This window comes from Streptomyces sp. NPDC043996, assembly GCF_056435225.1.
In genome coordinates this window covers 91634-116493 of record NZ_JBWKEY010000009.1, presented here as the reverse complement: position 1 = coordinate 116493, position 24860 = coordinate 91634, and the positions used below count along the sequence as shown (strand labels likewise).

At 73.3% G+C, this 24860-nt stretch carries 19 protein-coding genes; 14 read left to right on the top strand and 5 right to left on the bottom strand.

Going from position 1 to position 24860, the window contains the following annotated elements:
* The first annotated feature begins 17 nt into the window (after window positions 1-17).
* The 9 genes from rpe (at window position 18) to AC07A4_RS23670 (ending at window position 11153) form a co-directional block, all read left to right on the top strand.
* A complete protein-coding gene (gene rpe / locus AC07A4_RS23710) occupies window positions 18-704 on the top strand; it encodes a ribulose-phosphate 3-epimerase (protein WP_478602444.1) in 687 nt (228 codons plus the stop codon).
* Between the two features lie 111 nt (window positions 705-815).
* Complete coding sequence (locus AC07A4_RS23705; protein ID WP_478601936.1) at window positions 816-1868, top strand: sugar-binding transcriptional regulator; 1053 nt, start codon at window positions 816-818, stop codon at window positions 1866-1868.
* Window positions 1869-1926: 58 nt separating this feature from the next.
* Window positions 1927-2343, top strand: a complete 417-nt coding sequence (locus AC07A4_RS23700) for a guanyl-specific ribonuclease (RefSeq protein WP_478601933.1) — start codon at window positions 1927-1929, stop codon at window positions 2341-2343.
* Between the two features lie 28 nt (window positions 2344-2371).
* Window positions 2372-2809, top strand: a complete 438-nt coding sequence (locus AC07A4_RS23695; protein ID WP_478601930.1) for a barstar family protein — start codon at window positions 2372-2374, stop codon at window positions 2807-2809.
* Between the two features lie 43 nt (window positions 2810-2852).
* The gene (locus tag AC07A4_RS23690; RefSeq protein ID WP_478601927.1) at window positions 2853-5729 is read left to right on the top strand and encodes a helix-turn-helix transcriptional regulator; all 2877 of its coding nucleotides are present in this window, start codon (window positions 2853-2855) and stop codon (window positions 5727-5729) included.
* Window positions 5730-5942: 213 nt separating this feature from the next.
* Window positions 5943-7160: an MFS transporter gene (locus AC07A4_RS23685; protein ID WP_478601924.1), complete on the top strand. Its 1218-nt coding sequence runs from the start codon at window positions 5943-5945 to the stop codon at window positions 7158-7160.
* A 156-nt stretch (window positions 7161-7316) separates the two neighbouring features.
* Complete coding sequence (locus tag AC07A4_RS23680) at window positions 7317-8759, top strand: GuaB1 family IMP dehydrogenase-related protein (RefSeq protein WP_478601921.1); 1443 nt, start codon at window positions 7317-7319, stop codon at window positions 8757-8759.
* A gap of 422 nt (window positions 8760-9181) precedes the next feature.
* A complete protein-coding gene (locus AC07A4_RS23675) occupies window positions 9182-10672 on the top strand; it encodes an amino acid permease (protein WP_478601918.1) in 1491 nt (496 codons plus the stop codon).
* A 25-nt stretch (window positions 10673-10697) separates the two neighbouring features.
* Entirely contained in the window at window positions 10698-11153 is a 456-nt protein-coding gene (locus tag AC07A4_RS23670; RefSeq protein ID WP_478601915.1) for an Lrp/AsnC family transcriptional regulator, read from the top strand.
* A gap of 57 nt (window positions 11154-11210) precedes the next feature.
* Here AC07A4_RS23670 and AC07A4_RS23665 read toward each other — a convergent pair whose 3' ends face one another.
* On the bottom strand, window positions 11211-11831 hold the full coding sequence (locus tag AC07A4_RS23665) for a Repetin (protein WP_478601912.1): 621 nt from the start codon (window positions 11829-11831) through the stop codon (window positions 11211-11213).
* A gap of 372 nt (window positions 11832-12203) precedes the next feature.
* On the opposite strand from AC07A4_RS23665, the gene AC07A4_RS23660 reads away from it, so the two are divergent.
* Both AC07A4_RS23660 and AC07A4_RS23655 read left to right on the top strand, forming a co-directional pair.
* Window positions 12204-13007: a carbon-nitrogen hydrolase family protein gene (locus AC07A4_RS23660; protein WP_478601909.1), complete on the top strand. Its 804-nt coding sequence runs from the start codon at window positions 12204-12206 to the stop codon at window positions 13005-13007.
* A gap of 51 nt (window positions 13008-13058) precedes the next feature.
* Window positions 13059-14756, top strand: coding sequence for a flavin monoamine oxidase family protein (locus tag AC07A4_RS23655; RefSeq protein WP_478601906.1), 1698 nt, complete (start codon window positions 13059-13061; stop codon window positions 14754-14756).
* Between the two features lie 25 nt (window positions 14757-14781).
* Here the strand turns inward: AC07A4_RS23655 and AC07A4_RS23650 are convergent, their stop codons facing one another.
* Window positions 14782-15486 carry a DUF5995 family protein gene (locus AC07A4_RS23650; protein ID WP_478601903.1) on the bottom strand — a complete coding sequence of 235 codons (705 nt, stop codon included), beginning with the start codon at window positions 15484-15486 and terminating at the stop codon, window positions 14782-14784.
* A gap of 114 nt (window positions 15487-15600) precedes the next feature.
* On the opposite strand from AC07A4_RS23650, the gene AC07A4_RS23645 reads away from it, so the two are divergent.
* Window positions 15601-16767 carry a glycoside hydrolase family 6 protein gene (locus tag AC07A4_RS23645; RefSeq protein ID WP_478601900.1) on the top strand — a complete coding sequence of 389 codons (1167 nt, stop codon included), beginning with the start codon at window positions 15601-15603 and terminating at the stop codon, window positions 16765-16767.
* Here the strand turns inward: AC07A4_RS23645 and AC07A4_RS23640 are convergent.
* A complete protein-coding gene (locus tag AC07A4_RS23640; RefSeq protein ID WP_478602442.1) occupies window positions 16746-18182 on the bottom strand; it encodes a uracil-xanthine permease family protein in 1437 nt (478 codons plus the stop codon). The genes AC07A4_RS23645 and AC07A4_RS23640 overlap by 22 nt on opposite strands.
* A gap of 138 nt (window positions 18183-18320) precedes the next feature.
* Between AC07A4_RS23640 and AC07A4_RS23635 the strand changes: the two genes are divergently transcribed.
* Window positions 18321-19619, top strand: coding sequence for an alginate lyase family protein (locus AC07A4_RS23635; RefSeq protein WP_478601897.1), 1299 nt, complete (start codon window positions 18321-18323; stop codon window positions 19617-19619).
* 14 nt (window positions 19620-19633) lie between these two features.
* Here the strand turns inward: AC07A4_RS23635 and AC07A4_RS23630 are convergent, their stop codons facing one another.
* On the bottom strand, window positions 19634-20854 hold the full coding sequence (locus AC07A4_RS23630; RefSeq protein WP_478601894.1) for an MFS transporter: 1221 nt from the start codon (window positions 20852-20854) through the stop codon (window positions 19634-19636).
* A 149-nt stretch (window positions 20855-21003) separates the two neighbouring features.
* On the opposite strand from AC07A4_RS23630, the gene AC07A4_RS23625 reads away from it, so the two are divergent.
* Window positions 21004-22170 (top strand): ROK family transcriptional regulator, encoded by a 1167-nt coding sequence (locus AC07A4_RS23625; protein ID WP_478601891.1) that lies wholly within the window; start codon window positions 21004-21006, stop codon window positions 22168-22170.
* A gap of 185 nt (window positions 22171-22355) precedes the next feature.
* On the opposite strand, the gene AC07A4_RS23620 is transcribed toward AC07A4_RS23625, so the two are convergent.
* Entirely contained in the window at window positions 22356-24677 is a 2322-nt protein-coding gene (locus tag AC07A4_RS23620; protein WP_478601888.1) for a chitinase C-terminal domain-containing protein, read from the bottom strand.
* Window positions 24678-24860 lie beyond the last annotated feature (183 nt).

Here is a 24860-nt window from a genome sequence, read left to right as displayed (position 1 = left end):
CATGGCAGGCTTGGGGCATGGCCGTGCAGATCAACCCCAGCATCCTGTCCGCCGACTTCGCCCGCCTCGCCGAGGAGGCGAAGGCCGTGGACGGCGCAGATTGGCTCCATGTCGACGTCATGGACAACCACTTCGTACCGAACCTCACCCTCGGGGTGCCGGTCGTAGAGTCCCTGGCCCGGGCGACGGACACCCCGCTGGACTGCCATCTGATGATGGCGGACCCGGATCGCTGGGCCCCGCAGTACGTCGAAGCGGGTGCGGGTTCGGTCACCTTCCACGCGGAGGCGGCCGCGGCGCCCGTCCGGCTCGCGCGCGAGATCCGCGCCAAGGGCGCGCGCGCCGCCATGGCGCTGAAGCCCGCGACGCCCATCGAGCCGTACGAGGACCTGCTCCCCGAGCTCGACATGCTGCTGATCATGACGGTCGAGCCCGGCTTCGGCGGGCAGGCCTTCCTCGACGTCATGCTCCCCAAGATCCGCCGCACCCGTGACCTCATCAGCAAGCACGGCCTCGACCTCTGGCTCCAGGTCGACGGCGGAGTCTCCGCCGCCACCATCGAGCGGTGCGCCGAAGCGGGCGCCGACGTCTTCGTCGCCGGGTCCGCCGTCTACGGCGCCGAGGACCCGGCACGGGCGGTCGCCGCGCTGCGGGAGCGGGCCGCCTCCGCCACGGCGACCGCCGGGTGGGCGTGCGGCCACTGAGCCGCCCCGCGGCCGACGGCTTGGCCACGGGAACGTGAACGCAGTCCATCAAGGCTGATCAAGTACGCCGGATCTGCGAGGATGAACAGCGCACCCAGGTGTACGAATGTCGTGAACAGCAGTGAGGAGAGCGCCGTGTCGGCCATGTCGGCGGGTCGGTCAGCCATGCGGATGGGACCCGCGGAGCTGGTGCAGGCGGCGGCCATGGCCCGCCGCTTCTATCTCGAGGGCAAGTCCAAGATCCAGATCGCCGAGGAGTTCGGCGTCAGCCGCTTCAAGGTGGCCCGGGTCCTGGAGACGGCTCTCGAACGTGATCTGGTACGGATCGAGATCCGGGTGCCCGCGGAGCTGGACGCCGAGCGCTCCGACGCGCTGCGCGCCCGCTACGGCCTCCGGCACGCGGTCGTCGTCGAGTCGCCGACCTCCACGGACGAGGGCGAGGAGTCGCCCGACCCGGAGAACCTCGGCGAGGTCGCGGCGGGCCTGCTCGGCGAGCTCGTCGCCGAGGGCGATGTGCTCGGCCTCGCCTGGGGCCGCTCGACCATCACCATGGCGGCGGCCCTGGAGTCGCTGCCGCCGTGCACGGTCGTCCAGCTCACGGGCGTGTACGACGCCGGGACCGCCGAGCGCGGCTCGGTCGAGGCGGTGCGCCGCGCCGCCCAGGTCTCCGGCGGCGACGCCCACCCCATCTACGCGCCGATGCTCCTGCCGGACGCGGCGACGGCGGCCGCGCTGCGCCACCAGACCGGGATCGCGCGGGCCTTCGAGTACTTCGACAAGGTGACCGTCGCGGCGGTGTCCATCGGCTCCTGGGAACCCGGCATCTCCACGGTGCACGACATGCTCACGGACGAGGAGCGCGCGCACTACGCCTCGCTCGGCGTCGCCGCGGAGATGTCCGCGCACCTCTTCGACGCGGAGGGCCGCCGCGTCGGCCGTGACCTCGGCGAGCGCTGCATCACCGTCGAGGCGGACCGGCTGCGCCGCATCCCGGAGGTCGTGGCGATCGCCGGGGGCGCCCGCAAGGCGGCCGCGATCGACGCGGTGCTCCGCTCCGGCCTGGTGACGAGCCTGGTCACGGACACGGCGGCGGCCGACCACCTGCTGGCCGCCGGGTCCGCTCCCCGGCCCGCCCTCGACCGCGCGGACCCCGACGGCGGCTGACGGCGGCTGACTGAGGCCCCGGCGGCGGGGGCGCGGACCCTGTGGCAGCATCGGTTCCATGATCCTCAGGCCCGCCGGGCGCCTGCTGTGCGCGCTCCTCGTCTGCCTCGCGGTCCTCGTGACGGGCTGCGGCGGCACGACGGACACGACGGAGCGGAGCCCCGCCGCGGGCGTCTCCACCCCCGCGTGGGCGCGCGGCATGCGGACCGTCACCGTCGACCAGCTGCCCGCCGAGGCCCGCGGCACGCTGCGCCTCATCGACCGGGGCGGGCCCTTCCCGTACGCCAAGGACGGCTCCGTCTTCGGCAACTTCGAGGGCGAGCTGCCGCGCGAGCGCCGCGGCTACTACCGCGAGTACACCGTCCGCACCCCGGGCGAACGCGACCGCGGCGCCCGCCGTCTCGTCACCGGACGCGAGGGCGAGACGTACTACACGGACGACCACTACGCGTCGTTCAGGGCGGTGCTGCGATGACGCGGCGCGAGAGGACGGAGGCTCCCACGTGACCACGCCTGACCGGGAGGGACGAGAGGGCCGGGACGCGCCGGAGCAGGTCGGCGGGGCCCCTGGCCCGGCGGCGGGGGACGGGGCGTTCGCGGCCGTGCTCGACGCGGTGCGCGGCGGCGGCTGGAGCACCCTCGCGCTCGGCCTCGACGGCGTGCGCGACAAGGCCGCCTTCATGGAGCGCTGCGCTGTCGCGCTCGCGCTGCCGGACTGGTTCGGGGGCAACTGGGACGCGCTCGCCGACTGTCTGACGGACCTGTCGTGGGCGCCGCCCGCGATCGGGCGGCTCATCGTCGTGTCCGGCTGGCAGGAGTACGCGCGCCAGGCACCGGACGACTGGGAGATCGCCCAGGACGTCTTCGCGGAAGCGGTCGCGCACTGGCGCGGCCAGGACGCGGCACTGGAGATCGTGCTGGCACTGGGCCCGCCTGCCTGAGGGCACCGGCGGGGCACATCGGGGGAAAACGGGGGGAACAAGGATGGACCTGTACGGGCGGGACAAGGAGCGGGCCGTCGTCGACGAGCTCCTGCGCGGGGCGAGGGCGCAGCGCGGCGGCGCCCTCGTCGTCCGCGGCGAGGCCGGGATCGGCAAGACCGCGCTGCTCGACCACGCCGCCGGGAGCGCCACGGACCTGAGCGTGCTGCGCGGCCTCGGCATCGAGGCCGAGTCCGAGCTGGCCTTCGCGGGCCTGCACCTGCTGCTCGGCCCGTACGCCGACGCCGACCGGATCGACGTGCTGCCCGCCCCGCAGGCGCGGGCGCTGCGGGCCGTGTTCGGGATGGCCACGCCGACGGAGGAGACGGCGGCCGGGGCGGCGGCCGGGGCGGAGGCCGCGCGCGGCGGTGCGCCCGACCGGTTCCTCGTCGGGCTCGCCGTGCTCTCGCTGCTCGGGGAGATCAGCGAGGAGCGGCCGCTGCTCGTCCTCGTCGACGACGCCCAGTGGCTCGACCAGGCGTCCGTGGAGGCGCTCCTGTTCGCCGCGCGACGGCTCGGCTCCGACCCCGTGGCGCTGGTCTTCGCCGCCCGTGACGGACACCCCTTCGCCGCCCCGGGCCTGCCCGAGCTGCGGCTCACCGGCCTTGACGAGGGCACCGGCGCCCGGCTGCTGCGGCGGCACGCCGACGCACTCCCCTCCCACGTGCGCGCCCTGATCCTCCAGGAAGCGCGCGGCAACCCGCTCGCCCTGCTCGAACTGCCCGCCGCGCTCAGCGCCGCCCAGCGCTCGGGCGAGCTGCACGCCGAGTTCTTCCACCTCGGCACCCAGCCCGTGTCCGAGCGCGTCGAGCGGACCTTCCTCGACCGGGCCCGCGCCCTGCCCGCCCGCGCCCAGGACCTGCTCCTGGTCGCCGCCGCCGAGGCCGCGGGCGACGTGAGCGCCGTCCTGGCGGCGGGCCTGGCCCTCGGCGCCGCCCCCGACGACCTGACCGCCGCCGAGGACAGCGGCCTGATCCGGGTCGCCGACGGGCACCTCGCCTTCACGCACCCGCTGATCCGCTCCGCCGTCTACCGCGCGGCGGCCCTGTCCCGGCGCACCGCCGCGCACCGCGCCCTGGCCGCGGCCACGACCGCCGACCGCGGCGCCTGGCACCGCGCGGCCGCCGCCACCGGACCCGACGAGAGCGTCGCCGCCGACCTGGAGCGCACCGCCGAGGACGCCCGCCGCCGCGGCGGCCGCCAGGCGGAGGCCGCCGCCTACGAGCGCGCCGCCGCCCTGACGCCCAGCGCCGAGCGGCGCGCCCGGCGGCTCGCGGCCGCCGCCGGGGCCGTGGAGAGCGCGGGCAGCCCCCAGCGCGCGGCGGAGCTCGCCGAGCGGGCCGCGGGGCATCCGCACCCGCCCGCGACCAGCGCCCGCCTCGCCCGTATCCGCGCCGCCGCCGCGAACGCCCGCGGCGACCAGCGCACCGCCCACGCCCTGCTGGTCGAGGCCGCGGCGGCGCTCGCCCCGCACGACACCGAGACCGCCGCCTTCCTGTTCCTTGAGGCCATGTCCGCGGCCTGGGCGCTCAACGACCCGGGCATGATCGAGCGGACCTCGGCCCGGCTCACCGCCGTGCGCCCCTCGCCCGCGGCCGCCGATCTGATCGCCGCCGTCCAGGGCCTGGCGACGGTGGCGCTCGGCGACCCGGCCCGCGGGCTGCCCGCGGTGCGCGTCCTGGTCGCGCCCCCCAGCGGGGCGCTGAGCGGCGCCGGCCTCTATGAGCGCGCGAGCACCCACTGGTGGCACCAGCTCATCGGCGACCTGGACGCGGCGTACGAACGGGCCCGCGCCCTGGAGCGGGACTGCAGGGCCGGTGACGCGCTCGGCCTGCTGCCCGCCGCGCTGTTCCACCTCGCCCGGGCCCAGCTGCTCCTGGGGCGCCCGCGCGACGCCACGGCGTCGGCGTCCGAAGGGATCCGGATCGCCGAGGACACGGAGCAGGGCCTCTTCACTGGGAACCTGCGCGGCGTCCTCGCGCACGTCGCCGCCGTCGAGGGCGACGAGGAGCGCTGCCGGGCGCTGGCCAAGGAGCTCACCGCGCAGGGGCTGCCCATCGCGGGCGCCTGGTCGGGCGGCGCCCTCGGCCTGCTCGACCTCGGGCACGGCCGCCACGAGGAGGCCCTGCACCGCCTGGAGGAGCTGTGGGCGGGCCCGCACGGGCACACCGGGTTCGCGCTGTACGCCTTGCCCGACCTGGTCGAGAGCGCGGTGCGGGTGGGCCGGGCGGCGCGCGCGGAGGCCGCGGCCGCGACGTTCGCGACGTGGGCCGACGCCACCGGCCAGCCCTGGGCGCGGGCCGTCGCGCTGCGCTGCCGGGCGCTGCTCGCCACGGTCGGGGGCGCCGGGGGCGGAGGGAGCGCGTCGTACTCCGGCGACCACAGTGACCACGGCGACCACGGCGACCACAGCGACCTCGGCGACTCCGGCGGCGCCGACGCGGCGGACCGCCTCTACGCCGAGGCCGTCCACGCCCACCGCCACGACAACCGGCCGTTCGAACGCGCCCGCACCGAGCTCCTGTACGGCGAGTGGCTGCGCCGCCGGCTGCGCCGCAGCGACGCCCGCCCGCACCTGCGGTCAGCGCTTGAGCTCTTCGACGCGGTCGGCGCCGTCTCCTGGGCCGAACGCGCCCGCGCCGAACTTCGGGCCACCGGCGAGGCGCTGCCCGCCGCCGGGCGCGAGCCGGGGCTGCTCGACCGGCTCACCCCGCAGGAGCTGGGGATCGTGCGGCTCGCGGCGACGGGCCTGAGCAACCGGGACATCGCGGCGCAGCTGTTCCTCAGCCCCCGCACCGTCGGCTACCACCTGTACAAGGCGTATCCGAAGCTCGGCATCGCCGCGCGCGGCGAGCTGGCCCGGATGGACCTGGGCACCTGACACGACGCCCGCCTCGGCGGTCCCCGGGCGCCCCCCATCGGTCCCGTACCCGGACATAAGACCCGCGACTGACGTGCACCAGTCACATGACTGATTCGCGGCGCGGCTCCCCTTCCTAGCGTGTCTTTCGCGGCCCGATGATCCGCAGCTCGTCCCCGGAGAAGTCCCCGCAGCAGGCACCCGAAACGATCCCCTAGGAAGGGGAGTCACGCCATGTCCGGCACCACCTCGCCCACCTCCTCCGCTCCCGCCGCCCCGTCCCCGTCCGCCGCCCCGGCGCCCGACCGCGTCCCGCTCAAGAACTGGCTGGCCGTCATCGCCATGGCGCTCGGCACCTTCGCCATGGTCACCGTCGAGGCGCTGCCGGTGGGCCTGATGACCTCCATCAGCGGCGGCCTCGACGTGTCGTCCGGCGCGGTCGGCCTGATGGTGACCCTGCCGGGCCTGGTGGCCGCGGCGACCGCGCCCGTGCTCCCCGTCCTGATCGGCCGCCTGGACCGGCGGCTCGTCCTGCTCGGCCTGATGGCCTTGATGGTCGGGGCGAACGCGCTGTCGGCCGCCGCGCCCGGCCTCACCGTGCTGCTCGTCGCCCGGTTCCTGGTCGGCGTCAGCATCGGCGGCTTCTGGGCGCTCGCGGCGGGCATCGCCGTACGCCTGGTGCCCGAGCGGCACATCCCGCGGGCCACCGCCCTCGTCTTCGGCGGCGCGACCGCCGCCAACGTCCTCGGCGTCCCCGCCGCCACCCTCGTCGGCGAACTCAGCGACTGGCGCGTGGCGTTCCTCGCCGTCGGCGGCCTCGGCCTGCTCGTCGTCGCCGGGCTCGTGGTCCTGCTGCCCGGCCTGCCCGCCACCGAGCCGGTGCGCCTGGCCGAGCTGCCCCGGCAGTTCCGCAACCGCACGGTCCGCGCGGGTGTCATCGCCACCGGCCTGCTCGTGGGCGGCCACTACGCCGCCTTCACCTACATCAGCCCGATCCTGCAGGACACCGCGGGCGTCAGCGAGGGCATGGTCGGCCCGCTGCTCCTGGTGTACGGCGTGGCGGGCATCGCGGGCACGGTCCTCGCGGGCATCGCCGCGACCCGGGACGTCCGCGCGACGATCATCGGCATGAGCCTGCTGCTCGCCGCGGTGCTCGCGCTGTTCCCGCTGGTCGGCCGGGGTCCGGTGGCCGGTACGGCGCTGCTCGTGCTGTGGGGCGTCTCCTTCGGCGGCATCCCGGTGGGCGTGCAGACCTGGGTCCTGAAGGCCGCACCGGACTCCACCGAGGCGGCGACCGCCCTGAACACCTCGATGTTCAACCTCGCCATCGCCTCGGGCGCGGCCCTTGGCGGCGCGGTCGTGAGCGCGACGGCACTGAACGCGGTCCTCGTCTTCGGCGCGGTCCTCAGCGCCCTCACCTCGCTGGCGGTGATCCGCGCGAAGAAGATCTGAGTGCCGCCCTTGGAGGATCCGACCAGCCCCTTCCCGCGCCGCCTGGGTGATCGTCCCAGGCGGCGCAATCCGTTCGGCATGGGACAATGAAGTACGTGCTTTTCCCCCGGCTGTCCTGTTCGGGGGCCACCTCTGATCGACTGGGATGAGCAGCACGTGCGTTTCCTCAATGACATCCAGCCTGCGTACGACCTGACGTACGACGACGTCTTCATGGTCCCGAGGCGCTCCGCCGTCGGCTCCCGCCAGGGCGTCGACCTCGCTTCGCCGGACGGCACCGGCACCACGATCCCGCTGGTCGTCGCCAACATGACCGCCATCGCGGGCCGTCGCATGGCCGAGACCGTCGCCCGCCGCGGCGGCCTCGTCGTCATTCCGCAGGACATCCCGATCGAGGTCGTCACCGAGGTCATCTCCTGGGTCAAGACGCGCCACCACGTCCTGGACACCCCGATCGTCCTCTCCCCCTCGCAGACCGTCGCGGACGCGCTCGCGCTGCTGCCCAAGCGCGCCCACAACGCGGGCGTCGTCGTGGACGCGGACCACAAGCCGGTCGGCGTGGTCACGGACGCGGACCTGACCGGTGTGGACCGCTTCACGCAGCTGTCCGAGGTCATGGCCAAGGACCTGGTGCTCCTGGACGCGGACATCGACCCGCGCGACGCGTTCAACAAGCTGGACGGCGCCAACCGCCGCTACGCGCCCGCCGTCGACAAGGACGGCCGCCTCGCGGGCATCCTGACCCGCACCGGCGCCCTGCGCGCCACCCTCTACAAGCCCGCCGTGGACGCGGCGGGCAAGCTGCGGATCGCCGCCGCCGTCGGCATCAACGGCGATGTGGCGGGCAAGGCCAAGCAGCTCCTCGACGCGGGCGTCGACACGCTCGTCGTGGACACCGCGCACGGCCACCAGGAGTCGATGATCGCCGCGGTCAAGGCCGTGCGCGCGCTCGACCCCGAGGTCCCGATCGTGGCGGGCAACATCGTCGCCGCCGAGGGCGTCCGCGACCTGATCGAGGCCGGTGCCGACATCATCAAGGTCGGCGTGGGCCCCGGCGCCATGTGCACCACCCGCATGATGACCGGCGTCGGCCGCCCGCAGTTCTCCGCCGTCCTCGAGTGCGCCGCCGAGGCCAAGAAGTACGGCAAGCACGTCTGGGCCGACGGCGGCGTCCGCCACCCGCGCGACGTGGCCATGGCGCTCGCCGCGGGCGCCTCGAACGTCATGATCGGCTCCTGGTTCGCGGGCACGTACGAGTCCCCGGGCGACCTCCAGCAGGACGCGAACGGCCGCCTGTACAAGGAGTCCTTCGGCATGGCCTCGGCCCGCGCGGTGCGCAACCGCACGTCCGAGGAGTCCGCGTACGACCGCGCCCGCAAGGCGCTGTTCGAGGAGGGCATCTCGCACTCCCGCATGTTCCTCGACCCGGCGCGTCCGGGCGTCGAGGACCTGATCGACTCGATCATCGCGGGCGTCCGCTCCTCCTGCACCTACGCCGGCGCGGGCTCCCTGGAGGAGTTCGCCGACAAGGCCACCGTCGGCATCCAGAGCGCCGCCGGATACGCCGAGGGCAAGCCGCTGCACGCCAGCTGGAGCTGACCCCAGGCCCCTCGGGCCAACTCATCGACGGCCCCCGCGAGTTCGCTCGCGGGGGCCGTCGGCGTTCCCGCGAGCCCCCGGAAAGATCACAAACGGAATACGGATCGGCGGACGGGAGGTGTACGGCACCTGCGCCGGGGCCCGGGACGCCGTGCGCGAACGGAATCCCGAGGAGCGGACAAAACGGGCGTCACGCAACGGACGAAAGGGACGGCGCAATAAAGGTCCGTACAATCGAAGCTCACGCAACGATCTTGTGCCGGTGCGCAACGTTGCTGCATTTCGGCTGGGAACCGGAACCGCTTAGAGTCTGGCGCTGTACGTGGCGTGGCGGGGACTGCCTGCTCGGTGGGTTCCCGTGGTGATGCTCGGGCTGCCGTGGGTCCCGGCCATTTCGACCGGCAGCGATTAAGGAGCCACCCGTGCTCGACCAGGGCGCCCCCCCGAAGACCCGCCCCCGCCCCCAGGGCGGCGGCGGTTTCGGCAGCCGAATAACGCGGCGCAAGCCGGTGGACCGCCTGGTCGCCGAGGGCGGCCAGGGCGAGGGCGGCACGCTCCGCCGGACCCTCGGCATGTGGCAGCTGACCATGATCAGCATCGGTGCCACCCTCGGCACCGGCATCTTCGTGGTGCTCGGCGAGAGCGTCCCGAAGGCGGGCCCCGCGGTCACGGTCTCCTTCGTGATCGCCGGTCTCACCGCCCTCTTCTCGGCCCTCTCCTACGCCGAGCTGGCCGGCACCATCCCCGTCGCCGGATCCTCGTACTCGTACGCCTACGCGACGATGGGCGAACTCGTCGCCTGGGTCTGCGGCTGGTGCCTGGTCCTGGAGTACGGCGTGTCCGTCGCGGCCGTCGCCGTCGGCTGGGGCGAGTACCTGAACGAGCTGCTCGACGGCACCATCGGCGTCACCATCCCGGACGCCCTCTCGGCGGCGCCCGGCGAGGTCGACGGGGCGATCATCAACCTGCCCGGCCTGATCGTGGTCCTGCTCGCCATGGTCTTCCTGCTCGGCGGCGCCAAGGAGTCCGCCCGCGCCAACACGATCATGGTCATCGTGAAGATCGCGGCCCTCGTGCTGTTCTGCGCGGTCGGCTTCACCGGCTTCAAGTCCGGCAACTACTCCGACTTCATGCCGCTCGGCGTCGCCGGGGTCAGCGCGGCCGGGGCGAGCCTGTTCTTCTCCTACATCGGCTTCGACGCCGCCTCCACCGCCGGTGAGGAGGCCAAGAACCCGCAGCGCGACCTGCCCCGCGCGATCATGCTCTCGCTGATCATCGTCACGGCCCTGTACGTCCTGGTCGCCGCCGTCGCCGTCGGTGCCTGGAACTGGAAGGACTTCGAGGGCTCCGAGGCCTCGCTGACCGCGATCATGAACGATGTGACCGGCCAGACCTTCTGGGGCACGCTCCTCGCCGCCGGTGCCGTCATCTCCATCGCCAGCGTCGTCCTGACCGTCCTCTACGGCCAGACCCGCGTCCTGTTCGCGATGTCCCGCGACGGCCTCGTGCCCAAGACGTTCGCCAAGGTCAGCGGCAAGACCGGCACGCCCCGCGTGAACACCGTCATCGTGTCCCTGTTCTGCGGCGCCCTCGCCTCGGTGATCCCGCTCGGCAAGCTCGTCGACGCCACCAGCATCGGCACGCTGTTCGCCTTCGGCCTGGTCAACGTCGCCGTGGTCATCCTGCGCCGGACCCGCCCCGACATGCCGCGCACCTTCCGGGTGCCGCTCGGCTGGCTCTTCCCGGTCCTCGGCTTCGGCTTCTGCGCGTACAACATGTACAACCTCGACGCGGCGACCTGGAAGGTCTTCGGTGTCTGGATGGTCGTCGGGCTCGTGTTCTACTTCCTGTACGGGATGCGCCGCTCCCGTCTGGAGACCGCCGAGACCCCCGAGGTCCCCGCGGTGAAGTGACACGCAGAGAAGTGAACGACCCCCTGTGCGACTGAACGATCTCGACGAACGCATCGTGCACGCCCTCGCCGAGGACGCCCGCCGCTCCTACGCCGACATCGGCCAGCTCGTCGGCCTGTCCGCGCCCGCCGTGAAGCGGCGCGTGGACCGGCTGCGGGCCACCGGAGCCATCACCGGATTCACGGTCCGCGTCGACCCGGCCGCGCTCGGCTGGGAGACCGAGGGGTTCATCGAGATCTACTGTCGCCGCAACACCTCGCCGGAGGCGATCCAGCGGGGTCTTGAGCGGTACCCCGAGGTCGCGTCCGCCTCCACCGTCACCGGGGAGGCGGACGCGATCGTGCAGGTCTTCGCCGCCGACATGCGTCACTTCGAGCGGGTTCTGGAGCGGATCGCTGGGGAGCCGTTCGTGGAGCGCACCAAGTCGGTGCTCGTCCTTTCGCCGTTGATGCGGCGGTTTTCTTCGGGGTCTCCCGCCTAGCTCCCCCGAGGGACGCGGGCCGCCCCACCCCCGTGCGGGCAGCCCGCGCCCCGGCTCTTAGTCGCCCTCGGGGTAGGGCGGGTTCCACGGGGTCACGTGGAAGTCGCCGGTGCCCTTCTTGACCACCTCGAAGGGGGCGGCGCTGTTGCACTTCGGGAGCTTCTTGTCGCCGGTGGGGGCGCCCGTCGCGGCCCAGCTGTAGCCGACGCGGTCCAGCTTGCCCGGGCCCTTGTCGTGGACGCTGAAGCCGACGCGGCCGCCGTCGATCTTCTTGAGGTTGGTGTCGGTGATGACGCCGGTGGCCGTCGCCACCTTGCCGCCCGTCACCAGGCAGTCGATCCGGCCCTTGGCCCAGCCGCCCTTGCCGCCCGGCTTGTCCAGGTGCACGAACGTGAAGGTGCCGGTGGCCTTGCTCGGGTCGCCGTTGTGCCGCTTGGCCAGGTGGGCGTCGAACGTGAACGTCACGTCCTCGGTGGTCTTGCGGAACATCTTGGCCTTGCCGGTCAGCGCGGCCGCTTCCCGGGTCTCCGCCTTCTTCTCGGCGTGCTGGGCTCTGGCCGGGCGGGTGACGTCCTCGCCGGACGCGACTGCCACGCCCGCCGCCCCGGCGGTGACCAGGAGCGCGGCGCCCACGGCGAGGGCGCGGGTGCTGTTGCGGGTGAAGGTGATGCGGCTCACGGGAGGTCCTCCGTCGGTCGAAGCGGCCCGGTCGTTCCGGGTGACCCCACGATGTCCCGCGACGGGGTCCCGGCACGTCGGGCTCCAGGCTGCTCTCCGCTTCCCCCGCACGGGGGAGCCGCCGGGCGGCCGTCTGCGCCCCAGGTCGCATCCCCCGTAACACAAAGGGCGTCGCGCGTACGTGCCTCGTACGCCGTCCATACGCCACCCGTACGCCCCCTCGCAACGAATCTCCGCCCCGGGCCCCTGACGCGCAACGGATCGCACGGGCAGGCGCAACGGTCGTCTCTTGTCCCGTCGCGCCCGCGAAACGTACGGTCTATGCGACTCACCTGCCCCTGCCCGTGCCCTTCCGCGCCCCCGAGGTCCGCCATGCCGCCGCTGCGCACCGCCCTGCTCCAGAGCTCGGGGCGTCCCGGCTCCGTCGCCGCCAACCTCAAGGCCCTGGACGAGGCCGCCGCGCGCGCCGCCGCGGCCGGGGCGCGGCTCCTGGTGACCCCGGAGATGTTCCTGACGGGCTACGCGATCGGTGACGACGTACCGCGCCTGGCGGAGCCCGCGGACGGCGAGGCGGCCGACGCGGTCGCCGACATCGCCGCCCGCCACGGCCTGGCCATCGCCTACGCCTACCCGGAGCGCGACGGCGAGCTGGTGTACAACGCCGTGCAGCTGATCGACGCCGACGGCACCCGGCTCGCCAACTACCGCAAGACCCACCTCTTCGGCTGCTTCGAGTGCGAGCACTTCACGCCCGGCGACGAGGCCGTCGTCCAGGCCGACCTCGACGGCGTCCGGATCGGCCTGATGATCTGCTACGACGTGGAGTTCCCGGAGAACGTCCGCGCGCACGCCCTCGCGGGCACCGACCTGCTGCTCGTCCCGACGGCGCAGATGCACCCCTTCCAGTTCGTCGCCGAGTCCGTCGTGCCGGTGCGCGCCTTCGAGAACCAGCTGTACGTCGCGTACGTCAACCGCGTGGGCCCCGAGGGCGAGTTCGAGTTCGTCGGCCTGTCCGCGCTCGTCGGCCCCGACGGCGTGGCCCGCGCCCGCGCCGGGCGCGGTGACGAGCTGGTGTTCGCCGACGCCGACCCCGCGTTCCTCGCCGCGTCCCGCGAGGCCAACCCCTATTTGCTGGACCGCCGACCCGGTCTGTACGCACCCCTGACCCGAGGCTGAAGCCAGCCCGCACCACCCGTTCTTCCGTACTGTGCAAGGAGTCCGTACCCCATGACGTCCACGGTGCCCAACGCCGTCCAGCACACCGACGCGCAGCCGCCCATCACCATGTTCGGGCCGGACTTCCCGTACGCCTACGACGACTTCCTCGCGCACCCGGCCGGCCTCGGCCAGATACCCGCGACCGAGCACGGCACCGAGATCGCCGTCATCGGCGGCGGCCTTTCCGGCATCGTGGCCGCGTACGAGCTGATGAAGATGGGCCTCAAGCCCGTCGTCTACGAGGCCGACCAGATCGGCGGGCGCCTTCGCACCGTCGGCTTCGAGGGCACCGGCACGGACGGCCTCACCGCCGAGATGGGCGCGATGCGCTTCCCGCCGTCCTCGACGGCGCTGCAGCACTACATCGACCTGGTGGGCCTGCGGACGAGCCCGTTCCCCAACCCGCTCGCGGAGTCCACCCCCTCGACGGTCGTCGACCTCAAGGGCGAGTCGCACTACGCCGAGACCGTGGACGACCTGCCGCAGGTCTACCGCGACGTGGCGAAGGCGTGGAGCGACTGCCTCGAAGAGGGCGCGGACTTCTCCGACATGAACCGCGCGCTGCGCGAGCGCGACGTGCCGCGCATCCGGGAGATCTGGGCGAAGCTCGTCGAGAAGCTCGACAACCAGACCTTCTACGGCTTCCTCTGCGAGTCCGAGGCCTTCAAGTCCTTCCGGCACCGCGAGATCTTCGGCCAGGTCGGCTTCGGCACCGGCGGCTGGGACACCGACTTCCCCAACTCCATCCTGGAGATCCTGCGCGTCGTCTACACCGAGGCCGACGACCACCACCGCGGCATCGTCGGCGGCTCCCAGCAGCTGCCGCTGCGCCTGTGGGACCGCGAGCCGCAGAAGATCGTCCACTGGCCGCTCGGCACCTCCCTGGCGGGGCTGCACGAGGGCCGCGCGCCCAAGCCCGCCGTGACCCGGCTGCACCGCACCGCGGGCAACCGCGTCACGGTCACCGACGCCAACGGCGACATCCGCACCTACCCGGCGGCGATCTTCACCGCGCAGTCCTGGATGCTGCTCTCCAAGATCGAGTGTGATGACTCGCTGTTCCCCATCGACCACTGGACGGCGATGGAGCGCACCCACTACATGGAGAGCTCGAAGCTCTTCGTGCCGGTGGACCGGCCGTTCTGGCTGGACAAGGACGAGGAGACCGGGCGTGACGTCATGTCGATGACGCTCACCGACCGGATGACGCGCGGCACTTACCTGCTGGACGACGGCCCGGACAAGCCCGCCACCATCTGCCTGTCGTACACCTGGTGCGACGACAGCCTCAAGTGGCTGCCGCTGTCGGCGAACGAGCGCATGGAGGTCATGCTGAAGTCGCTCGGCGAGATCTACCCGAAGGTCGACATCAGGAAGCACATCATCGGCAACCCGGTGACCGTGTCCTGGGAGAACGAGCCGTACTTCATGGGCGCGTTCAAGGCGAACCTGCCGGGCCACTACCGCTACCAGCGGCGCCTGTTCACGCACTTCATGCAGGACCGCCTCCCCGAGGACAAGCGCGGCATCTTCCTCGCGGGCGACGACATCTCCTGGACGGCGGGCTGGGCCGAGGGCGCCGTGACGACGGCCCTGAACGCCGTGTGGGGCGTCATGCACCAGCTGGGCGGGCAGACCGACCCGACGAACCCCGGCCCCGGCGACCTCTACGACGAGATCGAGCCGGTGGAACTGCCGGAGGACTGAGCGGATCAGTCCGGCAGGGGGCGGATCAGTCCGGCAGGGGCGTGAGCAGCATCCGCCCCACCAGGCCCACCGCCGCGTCGAGCCGCTCGCGCGTCTCCTCGGCCACGCCGGGGAGACGCCGCAGCGCCCACAGGGCGCGGGCCGCCGACCACGCGCCGTCCCTGGCCCGCTCCAGGCTCCAGGAGCCGAGCAGATGCGTGAGCGGATCGGCGACCTGGAGCACGTCGGGCCCCGGCATCAGCTGTTCGCGGACGCGCTCCTCCAGCGACACGAGGATGTCGCCCACGCGGTCGAACTCGTCCTCCAGGTCGGCCGGTTCGCAGCCGATGCTGTGACAGGCGTCCACCACGGCGAGCGCCAGGTCGTGCCCGATGTGCGCGTTGATGCCCGCGAGGGCGAACTGCAGCGGCCGTACGCCGGGGTGGCGCCGCAGCTGGAACAGGGGCCGCCAGCAGGCCGGTGGCCGCCGGTCGGCGGCCACCGCGTCCACGGCCGCCAGATAGCGCTCCGCGAAGCGGACGTCCAGCGTGACGGCGGCTCTGGCGTCCGGGAACGCGCCCGCGCCGACCTGGCGGCCGACCTCCTGAGTCACCTCCAGATACACGCGGTTGAAGACCGCGACGCCGTCCCGGCGCGCCCACTGCGTGTCAAGCGCGCGCATGCGCGCCACCACCACGTTCACTCCGTGCGCCGGGTGAGTGCACTCGGCCGACCGCTCCAACCGCGCCATGGGGGCAGCGTCCCAGCCCTAGCCTTGCGCACGGGTCCGCCGGGCGGACGCTTCCCCGAAACGGGGGAACGGCCGCGCGGACCCCGGGGGAGCGGTTCGAGGGGGGGACCGGACATGGGGGACATACGGGTGCGCGGACGCGCCGGGCGACGGCGCGGGGTCATCCGCACGGCGGCCCTGGTCGCGGCGGCCGTCGGCCTGACGGCCGGGGCGGTCTCGGTGGCGGGGGAAGGCGGGGACCACACCGGCGGCGCGGGCGGCGTCGCGCGCGCCGCGCCGACGGGGGCGAAGGACGGAGCCCGGCTCGGCCCGGAGCGGACCGCCGCGGTGGAGGGGCCGCGGTCCGCCCCGGCGCCGTCCCGGCCTACGACCGCGCCGCCGCCGTCGCCGCCGCCCAGGCCGCGGCCGCCCGAGGCCGCCGCAGACCGCCTGTACCGCCACGCCGACACGCAGGCCGCCGCCTGGGTGCGGACCCACGCGAGCGACCCGCGGCGCCCGCTCATCGCGTCCCGGATCGCCGCCCGGCCCACCGCCGTCTGGTTCGCGGACCATCGGGCCGGGGCCCTGACCGCGCGGGTGCGGGCCGTGACGGCCAGGGCGGGCGGCCGGGTGCCGGTCCTCGTGGCGTACGCGATCCCGGGCCGCGACTGCGGCGGCCACTCCGGCGGCGGCGCCCCGGACCTCGCGGCGTACGGCAGGTGGATCGAGCGGTTCGCGGCGGGCCTCGGCTCCCGCGAGGCCGTGGTCATCCTGGAGCCGGACGCGATCGCCCTGTCGCACTGCCTGTCGCCCGGCGAGCGGGCCCGGCGGTTCGCGGCCCTCGCCCGCGCGGGCCGGGTCCTGAAGCGGGCCAACCCCCAGGCGCGGGTGTACCACGACGGCGGTCACTCGGGCTGGCACGCGCCCGCCCGCCAGGCCGACTGGCTGCGCCGGGCGGGGGCCGCGGCACCGGCGTCCTCCGACGGCGTGTTCACGAACGTGTCCAACTTCCACCGCACGGCCCGCGAAGTGGCGTACGCGCGCCGGGTGCTCGCCGCCCTCGGCGGGCCGCGCGGGCTCGGCGCCGTCATCGACACCAGCCGCAACGGCAACGGCGCCCCGGCGGACGGCCGCTGGTGCGACCCGCCGGGGCGCGGCATCGGCCGTCCGCCCACGCTGCGCACCGGCGCGGCCCGCGTCGACGCCTATCTGTGGATCAAGCTGCCGGGGGAGTCCGACGGCTGCCGGGGCCGCCCTGGGACCTTCTCGCCGGGCTACGCCTACGACTTGGCGCGCGGCTGAGCGGCGGACCCCTCGGCGCTCTCGGCGGTCCCGGCCTCCGGCTCCGGCTCGTCGTAGGACGAGGTCCCCGAGTCGAGGAGCGGCTCCTGGGACTTCAGGTGGGCGGGCGCGAACGCGCGCAGCACGTGGTAGCCGGTGATGACCACGATGGTGCCGAGGGCGATGCCGCTCAGGGAGAAGGTGTCGGTGAACTTCAGGGACACGTTGCCGACGCCGATGATGATGCCCGCGGCGGCCGGGACCAGGTTCAGCGGATTGCGCAGGTCGACCTTGGCGTTGATCCAGATCTGGGCGCCGAGCAGGCCGATCATGCCGTACAGGATGACGGTGATGCCGCCGAGGACGCCGCCGGGGATCGCGGCGACGACCGCGCCGAACTTGGGGCACAGGCCGAAGAGGAGCGCGAAGGCGGCCGCGGCCCAGTAGGCGGCCGTGGAGTAGACGCGGGTCGCGGCCATCACACCGATGTTCTCGGAGTACGTGGTGTTGGGCGGGCCGCCGACCGCCGTGGACAGCATGGACGCGGCGCCGTCCGCGGAGATCGCGGTGCCCAGCTTGCCGTCGAGGTCGTCGCCGGTCATCTCGCCGACGGCCTTGACGTGGCCCGCGTTCTCCGCGACCAGCGCGATCACGACCGGCAGGGCCACCAGGATCGCGGACCACTCGAAGCTCGGGCCGTGGAAGGCGGGCAGGCCGATCCAGTCCGCGTCGCCGACCGCCGACAGGTCCAGGCGCCAGTGGTCGGTGACCTTGCCGGAGCCGTCCGCCGAGTGGATCTTGCCGAAGACCGCGTCCAGGACCCAGGAAAGGGCGTACCCGAAGATCAGGCCGAGGAAGATCGCGATCCGGGACCAGAACCCGCGCAGGCACACCACGGCCAGACCGGTGAACAGCATCACCAGGAGCGCCGTCCACTGGTCCTGGGGCCAGTACGTCGACGCGGTCACCGGCGCCAGGTTGAAGCCGATGAGCATGACCACCGCGCCCGTGACGATCGGGGGCATCGCCGCGTGGATGATCCGCGCTCCGAACCGCCGCACGGCCAGGCCCACCAGGAACAGCGCCGCGCCCACCACGAAGACGGCGCCCGTCACGGTGGCGCTGGAGCCGCCCTGGGCACGGATCACCGCGGCCACGCCCACGAAGGACAGCGAGCAGCCGAGGTAGCTGGGCACGCGGCCGCGCGTGGCGAGCAGGAAGAGGACGGTCGCGACCCCGGACATCATGATCGCGAGGTTCGGGTCGAGGCCCATGAGGACGGGGGCCACGAACGACGCCCCGAACATCGCCACCACGTGCTGGGCGCCGAGCCCGGCCGTGCGGGGCCACGAGAGCCGCTCGTCGGGACGGACGACCGCGCCGGGCGCGGGGGTGCGCCCGTCGCCGTGCAGCTTCCAGCGCACGCCGAGATCCATGGGTGAGTTCGCTTTCTGCACGGGAACGATCAGCTTCGACATGTTAATGCGACGTAAGGGCGACTTCTTTCCGGCCGCTTCCGGTACGGTGACCCAGCCAGGTCGATGAACCATGTTCACGTATCTGATTGGAGTGCGATGAGAGCCCGCTCCGTCCTCAGCACCCTGCTCGCCACTGCCTTGAGCGCCCTGCTCGCGGTGGCCGCCCCGCCCGCCGCCGCGAAGCCCAAGGTCCCCGCCCCGCCCGCCGCCGCCGCGAAGCCCAAGGTCCCCGTCACCGTGGTCCTCGACGGCCACCGCCTCGCCGAGGCCAAGCGCCGCCTCGACGCGGGCGACCCGCGAGCGCGCCGCGCGCTGCGCGACCTCACGCGCCGCGCCGACGGCTGGCTCGGCAAGGGCCCCTGGACCGTCGTCGACAAGCCGAGGCCCGCGCCAAGCGGCGACCCGCACGACTATCTGAGCCAGGCCCCCTACTGGTGGCCGACCGCGCCCAAGACCCCCGCCAACCCCTGGGGCTGCCCGTACGAACAGCGCGACGGCGAGCGCAACCCCGAGGTCGACACCGGCACCGACCGCCGCGACGCGGAGAACGTCTTCGACTCCACCTACGAGCTGGCGCTCGCCTGGTACTACACGGGCGACAAGAGGTACGCCGAACACGCCGCGACCATCCTGCGCACCTGGTTCCTCGACCCGGCGACCCGGATGAACCCGCACCTGAACCACGGCCAGTTCATCCCCTGCAAGTACGACGGCCGCGCCATCGGCATCATCGACTTCTCGCAGTCCTACACCAGCGTCCTCGACGCCCAGGCGATCCTCGCCACCGGCGCCCCCGGCTGGACGGGCGGCGACCGCGCCCGGATGAGGGACTGGAACAAGGACTTCCGGGACTGGCTCGCGCACAGCGACTTCGGTGAGCAGGAGGCCGCCGCCAAGAACAACCACGGCACGTTCCACGACCTCCAGCTCGCCGCCCTCGCCCTCGCCACCGGCGACGAGTCGCTCGCCCGCGCCACCGTCCGCGACGCGCGCGCCAAGCGCGTCGACCCGCAGATCGCCGCCGACGGCGGCCAGCCGCAGGAGCTGAGCCGCACCCGCAGCTGGCACTACTCGACCTTCGCCCTGGTCGCCCACGCGCGCCTGGCCGACATCGGCCGCCACGTCGGCGTGGACCTCTGGGCGCACGAAGGCCCCGCCGGGCAGGGCCTGTTCAAGGCCGTCCGCTATCTGCTGCCCGCCGCCACCGGCGAACGCCCCTGGCGCCACCCCGAGCTGGAGTTCCTCCGGTACGCGGCGACGGACGTCGTGCACGCGGCCGCGGCCGCGGGCGACGCGGCGGCCAAAGCCGCGGTGCCGAGGCTCCAGGAGCCGCCCGGCGGCGACCTGTGGGTACTGCGGCCCGCGGCGGAACAGCTGGACTCCATCACGGGCTAGGGCCCCGGCCCGCGTCAGCCCTTGCGCTCCGCCGCCGGCTGCGCGGCGGGCGTCCCCGCCTTCGGGCGCCCGTCCGTGCGCAGCACCCCGGCGAACGCCATGAGGCCGCAGGCGAGCACCGTCACCAGGCTGAAGGACGCGACCAGGCTGGTGGCGTCCGCGAGCGCGCCGATCGCCGACGGCGCGATCAGGCTGGAGGTGTACGTGATGGTGGCGACGCCCGCGATGGCCTGGCTCGGGTTCGGGCCGCTGCGCCCGGCCGCGGCGAACGCCAGCGGGACGACGACCGCGATGCCGAGGCCCATCAGCGCGAAGCCGGTCATGGCCATCGCCGCGTGCTGCGCCGTCACCACCAGCAGCCCGCCGAGCGCGGCACACGCTCCGCCCACGCGCACGGTGCGGACCGCGCCGAACCGGTCCACCACCTTGTCACCCGCGAACCGGGCGACGGCCATCGTGAGCGTGAAGCCGGTGGTGCACGCGGCGGCCAGGCCCGCGGAGGAGTCGAGCACGTCCTTCAGGTACACCGCCGACCAGTCCAGGCTCGCGCCCTCGGCGAACACCGCGCAGAAGCCGACAGCGCCGATGAGCAGCGCCGACTTCGGCGGCAGCGCGAACCGCGGCGGCGCCTCCTCCTCCGGCGCGCTGCGCAGGTCGAGGACGCCCTGGCAGGCGATAAGACCGAGGACGGTCAGGACCGCGGCGGCGAAGAGGTGGTGCACCCGGGCGTCCACGTGCAGATGGGCCGCGACCGTGCCGCCCGCCGAGCCGATCAGGGCGCCCGCGCTCCACATGCCGTGCAGACCCGACATGATCGACTTCTGCATGCGGGTCTCGACCTCGACGCCCAGCGCGTTCATGGCCACGTCCGCCATGCCCGACGTCGCCCCGTACACGAACAGCGCCGCGCACAGCGTCACCAGGTTCGGCGCGAGCGCGGGCAGCGTGAGCGCGAGCGTCCACAGCGCGAGCAGCCCGCGCAGCGCGGCCCGCGCGCCGAAGCGGTGGCTCAGCCAGCCCGCGAGCGGCATCGCCACCGAGGCGCCGATCGCCGGGAAGGCGAGCGCGAGGCCGAGCAGGCCCGCGCTGACGTCGGCGTGGTCCTGGATCCACGGCACCCGGGTCGCGAACGACCCGGCGACCGAGCCGTGCACACAGAAGATCACCGCGATGGCGATCCGCGCCCGGCTCAACTCCCGCCCGCCAAGGACCCCTTGACCCTGCTCCGCACTCATCCGCTCCACCCCTCCACGGTCCCGTCCGGGACCGCCGCAGTAAACTATCAGGAACCCTGCCTGATAGAAGAGGGCCGGGGAACCGAATATCGCGCGCGTCCGGATCGCCGCCCGGCGGACCGGTGCGCGCGCTGTGGAAGGATCCGGCCATGCCCGCATCACCGAGCACCGCTCGGGCCATCAACGACCGGCTCGCCCTGCGGCTGCTGCAAAGCGAGGGTCCCTTGACGGCGGGGCAGTTGAAGCAGCTGACCGGCCTCTCCCGGCCCTCCGTCGCCGACCTCGTCGAGCGGCTCCAGGGCTCCGGCCTGATCACGGTCGTCGGCGAGGCGGGGGAGCGGCGCCGGGGCCCGAACGCCCGTCTGTACGGGATAGTCGCCGACCGGGCCCAGCTGGCCGCGCTCGACGTCCGCACCGAGAGCGTCGCCGTCGCCGTCACCGACCTGCTCGGCCGCCCGCTCGCTGAGGCGTCGCTGCCCATGGACACCACCACCGGCACCAGCGCCGCCGTCGAACGGGCCGTCGCCCTGGTGGAGAGCACCGCCCGCGCGGGCGGCGCCACGCGCCTGCACACCGTCGGCGTCGGCGCCCCCGGCCTGATCGACCCCGGCACCGGCGAGCTGCGCGACTCGGCGGGCCTGCCCGCCTGGCACCGCCGCCTGGTCGCCGCCCTGACCGAGCGGCTGCCCGCGCGGGTCCTGGTGGAGAACGAGACCAACCTCGCCGCCCGCGCGGAACAGCGCGACGGCGCGGCGCACGACCGCGACACCTTCGTGCTCCTGTGGCTCGGCGCGGGCACCGGCGCGGCCGTCGTCCTGGACGGCACGCTGCGCAGGGGCGCCTCCGGCGGCACCGGCGAGATCGGCTTCCTGCCGGTGCCCGGCACCGCTGGCCTGCCCACCGCGACCGCCTGCGACGGCGGCTTCCACACGCTCGCCGGGTCGGGAGCGGTGGCCGACCTCGCCGCCGATCACGGGATCAAGGCGGAGCCCGAGCCGGGGGAGCTGCCCGCCGCCGCCCTGCTGCGGCACGCCGTGGAGACGGGGCACGCCCCGTTCCTCGCCGAGCTGGCCGACCGCGTGGCCATCGGCGCCGCCTCCGTCGCGGCCGTGCTCGATCCCGGGTGCGTGGTGCTCGGCGGGGAGCTGGGGCGGGCGGGGGGTGCGGCCCTGGCGGGCCGCGTCGCGGAGCGGGTCGCTGCGATGTCGCCGTTGCGCACGGAGGTTCGCGCTAGTGCGCTGGGGGGCGCTGCCGTGTTGCGGGGGGCGTTGCTCACCGCTCGGGACGCCGCGCAGGACGAGCTTTTCACGACGTGAGCGCCGTTGCGGATGGGCTGTCTTGGTCTCTGCGGGTTGTGGGGGCTGGGCGCGCAGTTCCCCGCGCCCCTTCGGGCGCGGTTCGCCCCGCCCTCTGAGATGCACGGGAAAGCCCGGCGGCGGGGCAAGGGCAGTTCTTCCCGCCGCCGGGCGTCTAGGGGGTGACCGATGCGCTGGTCAGCGGGTCAGCAGGCGCCCATGTCCTGCCACGGGCCCCACTGGGAGGCGCCGGGCTCCTCGCCCTTCGTCCACCACTTGGCCTTCCAGGTGTGCGACTTGTGGGACACGGTGGTGCCGGAGCCGTACTCCGAGCCCGTGCTCCACGCGGGGGCGGTGCACTTGCCGGGCGGGTCGGTGGGCGGGTCGGTCGGGCCGCCGCCACCGGGCTCGACGACGGTCGTGCCGCGCGCCAGGCCGCCGGCGAGCGCGTACGTCGTCCCGCCGATGTTCACCGTCCAGTTCGACGGCGTGGACACCGGCAGGTAGTAGTTGAAGGACAGGTCGACGGACGCGCCGGGGGCCAGCGTCTGCCAGGCGGGCAGCTTCAGCGAGACGCGGTGGAAGTCGCCCTTCAGGCCGCCCACGTTGGTCCCGGTGTGGCCGGTGCTGATCACCTTCGTGCCGAAGCCGGACTGGTCGGAGGCGTTGGCCGGGGCCGAGGTGGAGTAGTCGAACTGGAACTCCGTGCCGCCGGGCAGCGTCGTCTTCGTGTTGTTGGTGATCTTCAGCTTGGGAGTGATCGGGTAGTTGGAGTCGCCGAGCTTGAAGTCGCCGAAGTCCACGCCGATGTCGACGGCCTTGGCGGGCAGGTCCTTGCCCGCGACCTTCGCGCCGTACGGAGCGGCCGACTTGAACTTCTCGTACATCGCCGTGGTGAGCGTGTCACCGATCTCGTACTGGCCCTTGGCGGCGTTGTACGTGTAGTCACCGGCCAGCTCCCACACCATGGTGCCGCCGATGCCCTTGTCGACCACGTAGTCGGCCTTGGCCTTCACCGACTGCTCGTCCTCGGTGGACAGGAACACCTTTTTGTCGGCGTTCCACAGCCAGGGCGCGACCAGCGTGGAGTCGTACTTGCGGGCGTAGGTGCCGGAGAGCTTGGTGTCGGCGGGGAAGCCGTACTTGGTCACGTAGTCCCCGACGACGCCCTTCTCCAGGTTCTTGGCGTGCCACATCGGGTTCGACCCGGCCGGGGACTCCTTGCCGTTGTCGTCCTTGTCGTGCCACAGGTTGTCGATGCCGACGGCGCCGTCACCGCACTTGGTGAGCCCGGACCCGGCCGGGCAGTTCGTCGTGGCCGCCTTGCCCCACAGGCCGTCCGTGCCGCCCTGCACGTTCTTGAAGCCGCGCGTGTAGTAGGGCAGGCCGATGTTGATGCGGCCCGCGGGCATTGAGCCGCGGAAGTAGTGGTAGGCCCAGTCGGTGTTGAGGTAGCCGACGCCGCCGTACTGCTGGCTGCCGTACACGCCCGCGGCCGCGAGCTCGCCGTCCTTGCCGTCGTCGTACAGCGAGGCGTTCGGGCCCACGTACTCGTTCCAGGCGCCGTGCAGGTCGTACGACATGATGTTGACGTAGTCCAGGTACTTCTGGACCTGGAAGGTCTCCATGCCGCGCAGCAGATAGCCGGAGGAGGGCGCGGCGACGGTCAGCAGGTAGTGCTTGCTGTCGGCGGCACCGGCCTTGTCGAGCTTCTCGCGCAGCGCCTTCATCAGCGCGGCGTAGCCCTTGACGAGCCCCGCGCGGCGGCCGTTGGCGAGCTGCCAGTCCAGCGGGTTGCCCGCGTCCTTCATGGTCGTCGGGTACTCGTAGTCGATGTCGACGCCGTTGAAGCCGTACTTGCGGATGAAGTCGACGGTGGAGTCAGCGAAGGTGTTGATGCCCGCCTGGTTCACCGAGCCGTCGGCGTTGGTGGCCATCGAGTAGAAGCCGCCGGAGTTCACGCGCTTGCCGTCGTCGCCGAAGTAGCCGCCGGTCTCGGCCCAGCCGCCCACGGAGACCAGGGTCTTCACGTTCGGGTGCTTCTTCTTGAACTTGTTCAGGAGGTTGAAGTGGCCCTTGTAGGAGAACCCGGGGTCCATCTCCGCGCCCGCGACGCCCGGCCAGGTCATGCCGGTCGCGGCGTTCTTCTCGCCGTCGGAGCCGACGGAGATCTTGTTGTCCTTGTCGACGTGCGCGAAGGCGTAGTTGAGGTGGGTGACCTTGTCCCAGGGGATGTCGGAGGCGAGGTAGGCGGGCTCGCCGTTCTTGCCGGTGCGCCAGCCGGTGAAGTAGCCGATCACACGGCGCTGGTGGTCGGCGCCCATCTTCTCGCGGCCGTCGGCGTCGTAGACGGAACAGTAGGGGACGTCGACGCCGGGCGTCTTATACAGGCCGTCGGGGCGGCAGGACTCGTTGGCGGCGGGGTCCGCCGCCTGGGACGAGGTGGCGGCGAGGGTGCTGAGGAGCAGACCGGCCACGGCGGCGCCGGTGGCGAGGAGCGTGGTTCTCGCCCGAGTGGGGGTGGGCACGTCGGTTCCTCCTGGGGAGGCTCGGTGTCGCACGGCGAACGGGGACTGCGGCCCACGATGTGCGCACACCGGGCGGGCCTCTCCGCAGAGTGACGCAGACGTTAAAAGGACTAGACCAGAGCGTCAATAGGTATGGACCATCCTGCTTGCGGAGGGTGATCTGCCAGTTCGCGGGCCGGGATC